The sequence below is a fragment of the Kribbella sp. NPDC006257 genome (genome assembly GCF_040613535.1).
Lineage (GTDB): Bacteria > Actinomycetota > Actinomycetes > Propionibacteriales > Kribbellaceae > Kribbella.
The window spans coordinates 53,133-66,220 of sequence record NZ_JBEXSJ010000037.1 but is presented as its reverse complement, the minus strand read 5'-3'; the positions used below and the strand labels follow the sequence as shown (position 1 = coordinate 66,220).

The 13,088-nt window shown below is 66.6% G+C and carries 16 protein-coding genes; 10 read left to right on the top strand and 6 right to left on the bottom strand.

Features of this window, described 5'->3' with window-relative positions:
- Positions 1-1,233, top strand: coding sequence for a bifunctional 3,4-dihydroxy-2-butanone-4-phosphate synthase/GTP cyclohydrolase II (locus ABZ004_RS32990; protein WP_355685129.1), 1,233 nt, complete (start codon positions 1-3; stop codon positions 1,231-1,233).
- Entirely contained in the window at positions 1,233-1,703 is a 471-nt protein-coding gene (ribH, locus tag ABZ004_RS32985; protein ID WP_355685128.1) for a 6,7-dimethyl-8-ribityllumazine synthase, read from the top strand. The genes ABZ004_RS32990 and ribH overlap by 1 nt, the downstream gene beginning before the upstream one ends.
- 148 nt (positions 1,704-1,851) lie before the next feature.
- On the opposite strand, the gene ABZ004_RS32980 is transcribed toward ribH, so the two are convergent.
- Positions 1,852-3,714 carry a hypothetical protein gene (locus ABZ004_RS32980; protein ID WP_355685126.1) on the bottom strand — a complete coding sequence of 621 codons (1,863 nt, stop codon included), beginning with the start codon at positions 3,712-3,714 and terminating at the stop codon, positions 1,852-1,854.
- A gap of 61 nt (positions 3,715-3,775) precedes the next feature.
- Here ABZ004_RS32980 and ABZ004_RS32975 point away from each other — a divergent pair, with 61 nt between their 5' ends.
- Positions 3,776-4,753: a WYL domain-containing protein gene (locus ABZ004_RS32975; RefSeq protein WP_355685124.1), complete on the top strand. Its 978-nt coding sequence runs from the start codon at positions 3,776-3,778 to the stop codon at positions 4,751-4,753.
- Between the two features lie 178 nt (positions 4,754-4,931).
- Here ABZ004_RS32975 and ABZ004_RS32970 read toward each other — a convergent pair whose 3' ends face one another.
- On the bottom strand, positions 4,932-5,417 hold the full coding sequence (locus ABZ004_RS32970) for a MarR family transcriptional regulator (protein ID WP_355685122.1): 486 nt from the start codon (positions 5,415-5,417) through the stop codon (positions 4,932-4,934).
- A 54-nt stretch (positions 5,418-5,471) separates the two neighbouring features.
- On the opposite strand from ABZ004_RS32970, the gene ABZ004_RS32965 reads away from it, so the two are divergent.
- Positions 5,472-6,110, top strand: a complete 639-nt coding sequence (locus tag ABZ004_RS32965) for an NAD(P)H-binding protein (protein WP_355685121.1) — start codon at positions 5,472-5,474, stop codon at positions 6,108-6,110.
- A complete protein-coding gene (locus ABZ004_RS32960; protein WP_355685119.1) occupies positions 6,110-6,622 on the top strand; it encodes a DUF1772 domain-containing protein in 513 nt (170 codons plus the stop codon). Before ABZ004_RS32965 ends, ABZ004_RS32960 begins: the two co-directional genes overlap by 1 nt.
- Here ABZ004_RS32960 and ABZ004_RS32955 read toward each other — a convergent pair.
- Positions 6,600-7,775 carry a P1 family peptidase gene (locus ABZ004_RS32955; protein WP_355685117.1) on the bottom strand — a complete coding sequence of 392 codons (1,176 nt, stop codon included), beginning with the start codon at positions 7,773-7,775 and terminating at the stop codon, positions 6,600-6,602. The two genes, ABZ004_RS32960 and ABZ004_RS32955, sit on opposite strands and share 23 nt — an antisense overlap.
- 19 nt (positions 7,776-7,794) lie before the next feature.
- On the opposite strand from ABZ004_RS32955, the gene ABZ004_RS32950 reads away from it, so the two are divergent.
- The 4 genes from ABZ004_RS32950 to ABZ004_RS32935 are packed head-to-tail and all read left to right on the top strand — an operon-like array spanning position 7,795 to position 10,203.
- Positions 7,795-8,514 carry an MBL fold metallo-hydrolase gene (locus ABZ004_RS32950; protein WP_355685115.1) on the top strand — a complete coding sequence of 240 codons (720 nt, stop codon included), beginning with the start codon at positions 7,795-7,797 and terminating at the stop codon, positions 8,512-8,514.
- Between the two features lie 41 nt (positions 8,515-8,555).
- Entirely contained in the window at positions 8,556-8,819 is a 264-nt protein-coding gene (locus tag ABZ004_RS32945) for a phosphoribosyl-ATP diphosphatase (protein WP_355685114.1), read from the top strand.
- Between the two features lie 48 nt (positions 8,820-8,867).
- Positions 8,868-9,713 carry an ATP phosphoribosyltransferase gene (gene hisG, locus ABZ004_RS32940; RefSeq protein WP_355685113.1) on the top strand — a complete coding sequence of 282 codons (846 nt, stop codon included), beginning with the start codon at positions 8,868-8,870 and terminating at the stop codon, positions 9,711-9,713.
- A gap of 4 nt (positions 9,714-9,717) precedes the next feature.
- Positions 9,718-10,203 carry a PH domain-containing protein gene (locus tag ABZ004_RS32935; RefSeq protein ID WP_355685112.1) on the top strand — a complete coding sequence of 162 codons (486 nt, stop codon included), beginning with the start codon at positions 9,718-9,720 and terminating at the stop codon, positions 10,201-10,203.
- A gap of 44 nt (positions 10,204-10,247) precedes the next feature.
- Here the strand turns inward: ABZ004_RS32935 and ABZ004_RS32930 are convergent, their stop codons facing one another.
- The 3 genes from ABZ004_RS32930 to ABZ004_RS32920 all read right to left on the bottom strand — a co-directional run bounded on the left by ABZ004_RS32930 (position 10,248) and on the right by ABZ004_RS32920 (position 12,359).
- On the bottom strand, positions 10,248-11,135 hold the full coding sequence (locus ABZ004_RS32930; RefSeq protein WP_355685111.1) for an aldose 1-epimerase family protein: 888 nt from the start codon (positions 11,133-11,135) through the stop codon (positions 10,248-10,250).
- A 65-nt stretch (positions 11,136-11,200) separates the two neighbouring features.
- A complete protein-coding gene (locus tag ABZ004_RS32925; protein WP_355685110.1) occupies positions 11,201-11,872 on the bottom strand; it encodes a hypothetical protein in 672 nt (223 codons plus the stop codon).
- Positions 11,859-12,359 carry a hypothetical protein gene (locus ABZ004_RS32920; RefSeq protein WP_355685108.1) on the bottom strand — a complete coding sequence of 167 codons (501 nt, stop codon included), beginning with the start codon at positions 12,357-12,359 and terminating at the stop codon, positions 11,859-11,861. The genes ABZ004_RS32925 and ABZ004_RS32920 overlap by 14 nt, the downstream gene beginning before the upstream one ends.
- A gap of 88 nt (positions 12,360-12,447) precedes the next feature.
- Here ABZ004_RS32920 and ABZ004_RS32915 point away from each other — a divergent pair, with 88 nt between their 5' ends.
- Complete coding sequence (locus ABZ004_RS32915) at positions 12,448-12,936, top strand: SseB family protein (protein ID WP_355685107.1); 489 nt, start codon at positions 12,448-12,450, stop codon at positions 12,934-12,936.
- Positions 12,937-13,088 lie beyond the last annotated feature (152 nt).

Genomic DNA, 13,088 nt, shown 5'->3' with positions numbered 1-13,088 from the left:
ATGGGTGAAGTACTGAAGCTCGACACGATCGAGCACGCCGTCGACGAGATCCGGGCCGGCCGCCCGGTGATCGTGGTCGACGACGAGGATCGTGAGAACGAGGGCGACCTGGTCTTCGCCGCGTCCAAGGCGACGCCGGAGCTGCTGGCGTTCCTGATCCGCTACAGCTCGGGGGTGGTCTGCGTCCCGATGGAGGCGGCCGAGCTGGACCGGTTGGGGATCCCACTGATGACGCCGCACAACCGGGAGCGCCTGCGGACGGCGTACACGATCTCGGTGGATGCTCGCGACAAGGTGACGACGGGGATCTCGGCGGCCGATCGGGCCCGGACGATCCGGGTGCTGGCCGATTCGGCGTCGGAGTCCTACGACTTGGTTCAACCCGGGCATGTCTTCCCGCTGCGGGCTCGGGAGGGCGGCGTACTGGTTCGTCCCGGGCACACCGAGGCGTCGCTGGACCTGGCGCGGATCGCCGGGCTGCGGCCGTCGGCCGTGATCGCGGAGCTGGTAAATGACGACGGGACGATGAAACGGGGCGCCGAGCTGCGCACCTTCGCCGATGAACATGGCTTGGTTCTTGTCTCGATCGAAGACCTGATCCGCTACCGGCGGCGGACCGAGAGCCAGATCAAGCGGGTCGCGACGACGACGCTGCCGACCCGGTACGGCGACTTCGTTGCCCACGGCTACCGGAACACGGTCGACGGGTCGGAGCAGCTCGCGTTGGTCCGGGGTGAGATCGGGCCGGAGCCGACGCTGGTTCGGTTGCACTCGGAATGTCTGACGGGTGACGTCTTCGGGTCGCTGCGGTGCGACTGTGGACCTCAGCTGGACGAGGCGATGCGTCAGGTCGCCGCCGAGGGCGGCGTTGTCGTCTACCTGCGCGGGCACGAAGGACGCGGGATCGGGCTGCTGCACAAGCTGCAGGCTTATGAGCTGCAGGACGCCGGGCGCGACACGGTCGACGCGAACCTGGATCTCGGGCTGCCTGCTGACGCTCGCGACTACGGGACCGGGGCGCAGATTCTCGCCGATCTGGGGATCACCTCGGTGAAGCTGCTGACGAACAACCCGGACAAGCTGGCGGGCGTTCAGGGCTACGGCATCGACGTGATCGAACGCCGCGGCATCTCGATCGACCCGACCGAACACAACCTGCGGTACCTGCGGACCAAGCGCGACCGGATGGGACACCACCTGCCCACCGGCACGGACGAGAACGGAGCCAACTGATGTCGGGAAGCGGAGCACCCACGATTCAGATCCCCCGTGCGGAAGGCGTCCGGGTCGCCGTCATCGCGGCCCAGTGGCACCCTCAAGTGACGGACTCTCTTGTCGCGGGTGCTGAGCGCGCGCTGGCCGACTCGGGCGTGACCGACTACAAGATCGTCCGTGTCCCCGGCTCCTTCGAACTCCCGGTCGCGGCGCTCCACGCTGCCCGTAGCGGGTACGACGCGGTGGTCGCGCTCGGGGTCGTCATCCGCGGCGACACCCCCCACTTCGAATACGTCTGCCAGGCCGCCACTGAAGGCCTGATGGGCGTCTCCGTCAACACCGGCGTCCCCGTCGGCTTCGGCCTCCTCACCTGCGACAACGATCCCCAGGCCCTGGATCGAGCCGGCCTCCCCGACAGCCGAGAAGACAAAGGCTACGAATCAACCCAAGCCGCCCTCGCAACCCTGCTCGCAACCCGCGCGTTGTAGGTGGCCGGACCGCCACGCCATCAGTACACGGCGGCAGCGGCCGCGGTGAGCGCTGATTGCGCCTGCCGCTGCGCGGTACTGATGGCGGTGGCAACTGTACTGATGGCGGTGGCAACTGTACTGATGGCCTGGCGGTCCGGAAGCGGTTCTAGCTGGTGCGGGTGTGGGTCATTTGCCAGTTGGGGAGCCAGGTTTGGCCGTTGTCCAGGGAGAAGGCTTGTTCCCAGGCGGCTTGGTTTTGGCCGGGGGTCCAGGTGAAGCGGACCAGGACCTCTTGGTTGTCCCAGAGTTCTGGGGCTTCGAAGATGCCTCGGCCGTTGGGGGTGAAGGAGCCGATGACGGGGGATTCGAGTTTGCCGCGTCGGCTGTTGATCCAGTGGATGGACCAAGTGTTGGTTGAAGGCTTGTAGAGACGGAGGGTGGCGCCGCGGAAGCCCTCGGTGGGGAACCAGCCTTCGTCGAAGCTGACGGCGCCGTCGAAGTAGCTCCACACCTCCATCTGGGAGTCCATCTCGTACCACTCGGCCGGCTCGCCCAGATACGGCTTGCGACGGCGGTTGTGCATGTTCCAGGTGCCGACGAGGAAGTCGAAATCGCTGGTGACTTTGGGGGTGTCGACCCGGGGTGGTTCGCTGGCCCGTCGGGTGAATTCCATTGTCCAGTTGACTTCCCAGGTCTTTCCGCCGTCATCCGAGAAAGACTGCTCCCAATGTGCGGTCTCAGCGGTGATGTCCGACCACGCGTAACTGACCAGGATCGGTTTCCCGTCGTATTCCTCCTCGCCGGTAAGCCAGCAGGAACCGTCCGACCACTTGCCTCGCACCGGCGGCTGGAGTTCCATCGTCGTACTGCTGACCCAGTAGATCGTCCAGTCCTTCTCCACCGGATCGAACAGCCGCACCGACATTCCGTACGACGAACTCCTCGGAAACTGCATCTCGTCGATGCTGATCGCCCCGTCGAAATGCGTCCGTGCACTACAGGTCCCGGAGAACGACTCCCATTCGGAACTCCCGGTCAGCGGCTTGATCAACCGCCGGTGCTCCACATCGAAGTACCCGTTGAGAAAGTCGAAATCGCTGGTCACCTTGCGCGGGGTGAAGGTCATCGTCCAATTGCTCTCCCAGGTCTGCCCGTCGTCGGCCGAGAAGAACTGCTCCCAGACCGGTACGTCGCCCTTCGTCCAGCGGAACCGGACATCGACCGGCCGGCCTTCGTGCTCATCGGGTCCCTCGAGGATCCCGAAGTCGTCGAGCCCGAACCCGCCGTAGACGGGCGGCTCCAGAACGCCCCGCGAACTGTTGACCCAGTAGATCGCCCAGGAGCCGGCCTCGACGTCGTACAGCCGGACGGTCAATCCGTCGAAATCCTTGGTGGGGAAGAAGGTCTCGTCCACACAGATCGCGCCATTGAACAAGGTGTACGCCGAAGCGGTTCCCGGGAACGTGCTCCAGTCGTCGCTGCCCGTCAGCGGTTTGTCCAGGCGCTGGTGCTGCACGTCCCAGTCGCCGACGAAGAAGTCGAAGTCGCCGGTCACCTTCGGGAGATCCAGTGCGGGCGGTTCGGAATCCCTCCTGGTCAGCTCCATCGTCCAGTTCGTCTGCCACTCGCCGTCGATCTCGTACGCCTGCTCCCAGTGCGCGGTCTCGTCGGTGACGTCCGACCAGATGAGCCGCACGGGGATCTCGGCGTCGCCGACCTCGTCCACGCCGTACAGGGTGCAGCGTCCGTCCGACCATTTGCCGCGAACCGGTGGTTGGAGCTTGCCGGTCGAGCTGCTCACCCAGTAGACGGTCCATTCCTTCGTGTCTTGGTTGAAGAGCCGAAGCGACATCCCGTACGCCGATCTGGTCGGGAACCGCACTTCGTCGATGCTCACGGCGCCCTCGTGATGGGTCCGGCCGGTGCAGGTGCTCGGGTACTCCTGCCACTCGCCTGACGTTGTCAGGACGCGGTTGACGACATCGAAGTGCCCGGTGAGGAAGTCGAAATCGCTGGTCAGTTTGCTCATGCCCCGAGCTTGTCGGTGAAACCTGACACTTCGTGGCAGTGTTTAAAACTAGTCTTGAACTATGCGCTCAAGCCGGCTCCTGTCGATCCTCCTGCTGCTCCAGACGCGGAGGCAGCTGACGGCGCGCGAGTTGGCCGACGAGCTGGAGGTCTCGCTGCGCACCATCTACCGCGACGTGGAGGCGCTCGCCGCGGCGGGGGTTCCGGTGTACGCCGACCAGGGGCGGGCCGGGGGATACCGGTTGGTCGACGGGTATCGCACGAAGCTGACCGGGCTGACTGAGCAGGAGGCCGCCGCTCTCTTCATGGTCGGGATGCCTGGGCCGGCTGCCGCGCTCGGGTTGACCGAGCAGACGAGTGGAGCAGAGCTCAAACTTCTAGCGGCGCTAGCGCCCGAACAACGCGATCGCGCCGGGCGGCTCAAGAATCGCTTCTATCTCGATGTTCCGGCCTGGTACAAGGATGCCGAGGAATCCCCGCATCTCGCAGCGATCGCCGAGGCGGTGCTGCACGATCGCCGGATCAAGGTGCTGTATCGGCGCTGGGAGGCGCCGCGCGAGGTGGAGCGCACGCTCTCGCCGTACGGGCTCGTGCTGAAGAACGGCAGCTGGTACGTCGCGGCTTCGTCCTCCGGGAACGAGATCCGGACCTACCGGGTCTCCAACATTCTCGAGCTCAGCACGACCGACGAGCCGTTCACTCGCGCGGCCGGCTTCGACCTGCCGAACTACTGGCAGGAGCACCTCGACCAGTTCGAAGAACGCCGGTTCACCGGGCATGCGGTTGTCCGGATCGCGCCTTCACTCGTACGCCGATTGGCCGATCTCTCGGCGACCCTGTTGCTCAAGGCAATCACCGACACCGGCGCCGAGCCGGCCGAGGACGGCACTATCACCGTCGAGGTCCCGATCGAGTCCATCGGCAACGCCGCCACCCAACTCATCCGCTTCGCCGGCGACCTCGAAGTCCTCCAACCCGCAGAACTCCGCCAAGAACTAACCCGCCTGGCCCACAACATCCTCAAAACCTACGAAGCCTGACCGCAGCGGAGGGTGGTTGCGGACCTGCAGGCCATCAGTACTGCGGGTCAGCGTGTGGCGTCTCGCTCAGCGCCGACCTCACATGGGCTCGAGTACCGACTACTGATGGCGTGGCGGTTCGCCCAGGCCTGTGGGTGCTCCGGCCGCGAGTTGCCCGCGTTCGCCCTGCCTTGGAGGTCTAGCCGTCCTCGCCGAGTTTGGCGACTGCGGTGCGGCCGGCTTCGGCGGAGCGTTGGAGGAAGGTCGTGATCACCTCGAGTTCGGCCTCCGAATAGGTGGCGCAGACCTCGTCCATGGCTTGGTTCATGCCGCTGTACAAGCCGAAGACCTCGCGGTTGCGGTCCGGGAGGATCCGGATGGTGACGCTGCGGCGGTCGGTCGCGGCACGGTCGCGGGCGATCCAGCCGCCGCGTTCGAGGCGGTCGAGGATCCCGGTCAGGGTCGCCGGATGCAGGCCGACCTGGCGGGCGAGGGCGCTCGGGGTGAGCGGGCCGTTCTGAGCGAGTACGTCCAGGCAGTCGAGGTCGATGTCCTTCAGCGCCAGCCGGCCGCCGATCTGGTGGTTCAGCAGAGCGAGTTCGACCCGCAGGTCGCGCAGGGCGGCCTTGACCGCCGTCCCGGCCCGGCGATGGCGACGCAGATCACTAGGTTCTCTCGATTCCATATATTATGATTCCCATACTATATGAGTTTCAGCTGACATGAGGGACGGTACCTGATGAAGATCACGGTGTTCGGCGCGACGGGCGGGATCGGCGGACAGGTCGTGGAACAAGCTTTGGCAGCGGGCCACAAGGTCGCCGCGGTGGTGCGCGAGACGTCGGCGTACGACGTCAGCCATCCGTCGCTGGAGGTTTTCCGGGTGCCGGGTCTCAAGGATGCGGAGGCGCTGCGACCGGCTGTCGATGGCAGCCAGGCGGTGATCTCAGGCGTCGGCGCGCGCAGCCGCAAGGCCGGGCCGGTCGCCTCCGAGAGCACTCGCTCGATCCTCGCCGCGATGGCAGCGGTCGGCGTACAGCGGTTCGTCGCGGTGAGCGCGATCCCGCTCGGCCCGATCCCGCCCGACGAGAGCTTCCTCAACCGGCGCGTCGTGCTGCCGATGATCAACGCGTTCGCGGCCGAGGTGTACGCCGATCTCCGGGTGATGGAGGCCGACATCATGAGCAGCGGGACCGAATGGACCATCGTCAGGCCGCCCAAGCTCACCGGGAAGTCGCTGACCGGCAAGTACCGGATCTCGATCGGCGACACCGTTCCGCGGACCTACAGCGTCTCGCGAGCCGACGTCGCGCACCTGATGCTGGCAGCGCTCGACGACAACGCGATGGTCAACCAGCCGGTCAGCGTGGGCTACTGATGATTCTGACAACCTTTGAACAGCCTCGTACCACGGTTCGCCCGGCTGCCGTCGTCGTGCGCGGTGTGAGCCTGCTCTTCACGGGGCTCTTCTCCGGCTTTCTCCTGGCTGTGCTGGTTCTCGAGAATTCCTTACGGGCTTACGATTCCGCGATCTATACGCAAGTGCGATTGGTCGAGCTCGATTCCCTGGACAAGTTGGCATCGGCGACCTTGATCCCGGCCTTGGTTAGCACCTTGATCATCACTGTGATCAGGATGCGGGCCGGGGGCAACGACCGATGGTTCGGTCTGGCGGCGGTGGCGTTGCTGGTGGTGGTGTTCGCGGTGACGCTCGCGGTGAACCTTCCGATCAACGCTGATCAGCTGGACTGGTCGGTGCAGGTGCCGCCGTCGGACTGGGCTTCTGTACGCGACCGCTGGCAGGTCGCCCATCTGATTCGCACGGTTGCAGCAGTGTCTGCCTTCGGCCTTTTGGTAGCTGCCGGCATCACCCCGAAACGAGAGCGCTGAGAGCTTCGAGGGGTACGGCGTGGCGGGTGTTGCCGTTGTAGCCGGTGGTGTCGACGGCCATGGTGAGGGAGTTCAGGAGGGCTTCTTCTGTTGCTTCTATCGTGGCTTGGAACAAGGTGTTGAGAGTGGATTCGGGCAAGGTGCTGGTGGTCGCGGTGCTGAAGGCGATCGCGTAGTCGCCGCTGCCAGGTGCGTAGTCGGAGCCGACGCGACCCATCGCGAAGACGGCTCGGCGGGCGATTCTGCCGAGCTGGCGGGAATCCAGGGCGAGATCTGTGGCGACGACGATCATGCAGGAGTTACCTCCCGGCGTACCGGCTGCTTTAGGTGCAGGAATCGGCGTACCGAGCACCGTGAGCGTTCCGGAGAAGTTGGATTGGACGAGGACGCCGATGGTGCCGGCTGAAGTTTGGCGGGAGGAGGTGCCGATGCCGGCTTTGAAACCCAGGGCTGCGGTTCCGGTGCCGGCGCCTACGCAGCCTTCCGCCGGGAGGGCTGAGGTGGCGGTGTCGAGGGCGGCGAAGACGTGTTCGGGGATGATCGGGCGGCGGCGGATGTCGGAGAGGAAGCCGTCGTTCGTTTCACCGACGACCGGGTTGAGGCTGGTCGCGGACGGATCGCGGTCGAGCAACCAGGTCACCAGCGCGTCGGCCACCCGGAAGACAGACAAGGTCCCCGTCAACAGAATCGGAGTCTCCAGCACCCCCAGTTCGCCGACCTGAGTAGACCCCACCAACTTCCCATACCCATTCCCCACCGCAACCGCAGCAGGAAACGCCGGCCGAGCCCCACCCGCCAACCCAACCCCTCCGACGTCGCCACCCGCCGATCCGTCGCCTGCGTTCAGCGCTTTGCCCGCGACACCCGCCGATCCGCCTTCACCGGCCGCGGTTGCACCCGGCGGTTCACCTTCGCGCTCCGCTCCGGCGTGAGCGTCCACCGATCCGTCCGCGCCATCGACCGACCCGCCTGCGGTGAGTGGGTTGGGGGTGAAGCCAGGCGGGACTATTGCTGTTACTCCGGTGTGGAGGGTGGTGCCGTTGGTGATGGTGGTGTGGCCGACGAGGACGCCGGGGACGTCGGTGATGGCGTTCAGGGGGCCGGTCGGGAGGGTGCCGCGGGTGATTCCTAGGGTGCGGGCTCTGGTGGGCATGGGAGTTATCGTCTGCCAGATGGGTGAGAAGTTGCAGCAGGTGAGCGGGCGGGTGTGGCTTTATCCGCATGACCCGGACCCGGACAACGTCCGTGCTTCGGTGGCGTTGATCGCTGGCGACGAGGGCAGCATCCTGGTCGACGCCGGCAACAGTCCGGCACATGCTCGTGAGGTTCAGCAGGCGATCGAAGACGCAGGTCTGCCGGCGCCCACGGCGCTCGTTTACACGCATCATCACTGGGATCACACCTGGGGCGCGTCCGCCTGGAACGACGTCGAGATCATCGCCCACGCCTCGGCGACCGAGTTGCTCGCACAGGAGGCGAAGAGGCCGTGGAGCCATCGGTACCTTCGGGATCAGGTGAGGGAAAATCCAAGGCTTGGTCCAAGCTTTAGGGCTCGGGCGCTCGCGATGCCCGACTGGGACGGCTTCGAGATCCGGCTTCCGCACCAGACCTTCGAGAACGTCCGCGAGCTGGCGTACGGCGTACAGGTGCGGCATGTCGGCGGAAACCACGCCCCGGACTCGGTCGTCGTGACCGTCCCCGACGCCGGCGTGATGCTGCTCGGCGACTGCTACTTCCCGCCTCCGTTCCACCTTCGCAAGGAGAACGAAGGCTTGGATCACGCCATGGCCAGGAGGCTGCTCAGAGAACGCCACGCCTGGTACGTCGACGCCCACTCGCCACCTCGATCCCTGGCCGCCGCGAGCGCGGCAGGTCCGGAGAGCGAGACCTGATCGCAACCAGCCAGGCCCCGACCTCTAGGCTGGGTCCCGCGATGAAGACCTTTGACGAACTCTTCGCCGAGCTGGGCGAGAAGGCACTGACCCGACCGGAGGGCTCCGGCACGGTGGCAGCGCTGGATGCCGGCGTGCACACGATCGGCAAGAAGCTGGTCGAGGAGGCCGCCGAGTCCTGGATGGCCGCCGAGTACGAGGGCAAGGAACGGGCCGCCGAAGAGCTGAGCCAGCTCTTCTACCACGCGCAGGTGATGATGCATGCGCTCGGCCTGAGCCTCGACGACGTGTACCGACATCTGTAGGAGCCGCTACAGATCACCGGTTCACCTCTCACAGATTGGCCAAATGCCATGCTGCGCGTCGCAGTACCCAACAAAGGCTCGCTGAGCGAAGCCGCCACCGGCATCCTGACCGAGGCCGGCTACCGGCAGCGCCGGACCACCAAGGACCTGTCCCTGACCGACCCGGACAACGGGGTCGAGTTCTACTACCTGCGTCCGCGCGACATCGCCGTGTACGTCGGTGAGGGAACCCTCGACATCGGCATCTCGGGTCGCGACCTGGTTTATGACTCGCACGCGGACGCCGACATCATCATGGAGCTCGGTTTCGGCGGCTCGACCTTCCGATTCGCCGGTCGCCCGGGGATCGCGGAATCGGTCAAGGACCTCGAAGGCAAGCGGATCGCGACCTCGTTCGCCGGGATCCTCACCGATCACCTCGCCGAGAACGGCGTCACGGCGTCCGTAGTACGGCTGGACGGCGCCGTCGAATCAGCAGTCCAGCTCGGCGTTGCGGATGTGATCGCGGACGTCGTTGAAACCGGTACGACGCTGCGCCAGGCAGGCCTTGAAGTATTCGGTGAACCAATCCTTAAATCACAGGCTGTCCTGATCCGGCGCAACGGGGTCGCGCAGCCGGCCGGGCTCGAACAGCTCGTCCGCCGGCTGGAAGGCGTCCTCGTCGCGCGCAACTACGTGATGATGGACTACGACATCCGCGCCGAAGCGGTCGAGGCTGCCAACGAGGTCGCGCCCGGTCTCGAGTCGCCGACGGTGTCACCCCTTCATCGCGAAGGCTGGGTCGCCGTCCGCGTGATGGTGCCCCGAGCCGAAGCGCAGCGGATCATGGACCAGCTCTGGGAGATCGGTGCCCGTGCCATCCTCACCACCGACATCCACGCCTGCCGGATCTGACGCCATGGGCGACGCCGTGAAGCACGATCCTGAGAAGGCGAAGCCGCTGTGGACCTTTCATCCGGCGATCATCGCGATGATGACCGCGGTGATGGGGGTCTGCATCGTCGCGGTCTTCGCGGTGATCTGGTTCCGGTTCGACGCCGAGTCCCGGGCGACGTTCTCCTGGTTCCAGCGGCTGACGTTGCTGGCGTTCTTCGGCGTGGTGCTGTGGCTGCTCTACCGGATGGGGACGGTCCGCGTCACGGCGTACGAGGATGCGCTGGTCGTGCGGAACGTCTTCAAGTCGTATCGCTTCGGTTGGACCGAGGTGAAGAAGCTTCGGTTCAACCCGGGCGATCCGTGGCTCCAGCTGTTCGATGCCGACGGCAACCGACTCGGCGTACTGGCCGTGCAGGCCTCCGAAGGCGGCAGGGCGAGCGCCGCGGCCAAGCAGCTGGCCGCGGTCGCCCGCTCGCACGGCGCCGGCTCCACCGCTGAGCCGGCCTGACCGCGGTCCGGCCTAGCAACGGTCCGTTCTAGCAACGCTCCGTTCTAGCAGCTGATGCGGAAGGTCGTGGTGTGCTCGTCGCCCGGCTTCAGCACGATCAGGTCTTCGCCGCTGATGAACGCGTCCGGCGGGCACGTCATCGGCTCGACCGCGAGCCCGGCCCGCCCGATCGCGCTCCCGCTATAGAGCTGCATCCAGGGCGTGTCACTGGTCAGTACGGCGCGATTCCCGCTGTCCGGATCAGTCAGCGTCACCGACCAGACCGGAGGCAATCCGGTGAACGCGTTGTCGATATCGAGGTCCTGCAGCAGCCGCGCCTTGCCGAACTCGTACTGCGAACCCGCAACCGCCGCCGTTCCGATCGGACTCAACCGGTCCGGCGTCACCTCGAGCCACTTCTCGGCCGTGAACTCCAGCTCGCACTCGTCGATCTTGCGCCCGACGCTGAGATAGGGATGCGTGCCATACCCGTACGGCGCGTCGCTCGCGCCGATGTTGGCCGCTGTGGCCGTGACGGTCAGCCCCTCGTCGCCGAGCCGGTAGGTGATCCCGAGATCGAGCTGGTGCGGGTACCCCGGCAGGCCGTGCAGCCGGTGCGCCACCTCGACCACGGACTCGTCGATCCCGTCGTCGACGCGCTCCCAATTGGCCCAGCGGGTCAGCCCATGGATCGCGTTCGAGCGGGCCGGCTCGCTCAGGTACAGCTGCTGGTCGACGCCTTGGAAGGTGTACTTCCCGTCGGTGATCCGGTTCGGCCACGGGAACATGTGCTGCCCGATCCCGGCGTGCGCACCTTTGTCCTCGGGATATCCGACCAGCAGCTCGCGCCCCTGGTAGGTCAGCCCGCGCAGCCCACCTCCGACACTCACCACGGTCCCGCTGTATCCACCGGCCCGGATGGTCCACTGATCGCCCGACGGCAAAACGCTCATGAACTCATCCTTACCCACCGCTACCGCCGCTGTCCGCTACAACCACGTGACGGACACCACGGCCCCTACGATGCGGCGGAGTCGTGGACGAGGTTGACCGCCTTGGCGATCAGTTCGAGCTCGGGGTCGTGCGGGACCGACGGCGAGCCGTCGACGACGACGTTCGCGCGGGCGCGGGTGTGCTCGGCGGCGAAGTGGTCGCGTTCCCAGCGCATCCAGTCGAGCCAGCGGTCGCGCAGCGCCTCGCCGTCGCGGGCGATGCCACGGTCAAGCCGGACCTCGTTACTGGTCTCGATCCAGACCCGCAGCGACTGCCAGGGATCGGCATCGCGGTCGGCCGAGGTGACACCCTCGACGATCAGCAGATCCAGGGTCACCGGTACGACGTGCAGTTCGGCGTACGCGCCCACGTTCCAGTCGTACCGCCGGTACCGCCCCTCGCGGCCGTCCGCGAGCCGCTTGAGCACATGGTCGCGGAGCAGCCCGAAGCCACGGACGGCTCCGTCCCACCCGTCGTACAGATCGTCCATGTGGATGATCAAGGTGTGAAGGTCGCGGGCCTCGGCGCGGGCGGCGAACCGCGCGGCCAGGGTGCTCTTGCCGGAGCCGGCCGGACCGTCGATGCTGATCAGCCGGGTCCGGCCGAGCCGGGCGGGCGTGGTCTGGACGTGGTCGAGCAGGCTGTCGATGGTCAGGGGAGTGACTGGTTCGCTGGTCAGGCGGTCAGTTGATTCCATGGCGTTTCAGGATGTCCTCGATCTCGTCGAACTCCGACGACTCCTGCTTCGAAGCCTTCGCCTTGGAGGCTTTGGCAGGCTTGCTGGCAGGGACGGAGGCCGAGGCGGGGGCCGGGCCGGTGGCGGTCAACTCACCAGCGGCGGGCTTGGACTTCGGTGTCTTCTCCGCGGACTTGCTCCCGCCGCGGCCACGGGCGACCCCGGACACGACGTACAGGACGACGGAGACGCCGAACAGCGCGACGCCGGCCCAGACGGACGGGTGGAAGACCAGATGGGTGAACCACGTCACCGTGGACCTCACGATGTCCCAAAGCAGCTTCAGCAGACCGGTCATGTACAGGGAGACCGGCAGCAGCGACCAGGCGACGCCGCGGGTCCCGGCAGCCAGGCCGCGGCGTTTCCAGGCGAGCCACGAGCCGATCAGGCCGAGCAGGGTCAGACCGACACACAGCGGCAGCATCGTTGCACCATCGAAGTTGGACACATCCCCAGGCTCGCACAGGTAGCGCAGGATCCAAGAGGGGAACAGCCCTGACGCCACCCTGAAACCGTGCTCCGGGGACAATGGGCGGGTGCAACCAGAACGCCGCTTGGCCTTTACCGGGTTCGACCACGACGACGGGTCGGTTGATCCCGCGCTCGGTGCCGCGCTGGTGGCGCGCGATCAGGGGGCGATCCTGCTGGCTCTGACCAAGGCGCGGCTGCTCGTGCCGGTGGTGGCGATGCTGGGCGAGGTCGAGTACGACGAGCGGGGGCTCGCGCACGACAAGACGTCCGACATGGCGGTGGCGCTGCTGCAGGGGCAGGACGGGCGGAACGCGCTCCTGGCGTTCACGAGTACGGAGAGCCTGGCTCGGTGGAGTCCGGAGGCTCGGCCGATGCCGGCTCAGGCGCAACTGGTGGCTACTGCCGCGGTCCAGGAGGGTGCGGCGGCGATCGTGCTCGACGTAGCGGGTCCGGCGCCCGCAGTACTGGAGACCGACGACGTACGCCGACTCGCCGCCGGCCTCCAGGTGGTACGCCTGGAAGACGGCGGCTACGCCTGGATCACCCCCGCCTGACCTCAGGAGCCCTGGCACTCCCGCACTCCACCTCGGAGCACCCACCTCGGAGCACCGCCGCGGAGCGCCGCCGCGGAGCGCCGCCACGGGGTGCCCGCCACGGGGTGTCCGCCTCAGGGCACCGGGTTAGGCGCGGTTGCCCGGGCTCCGTG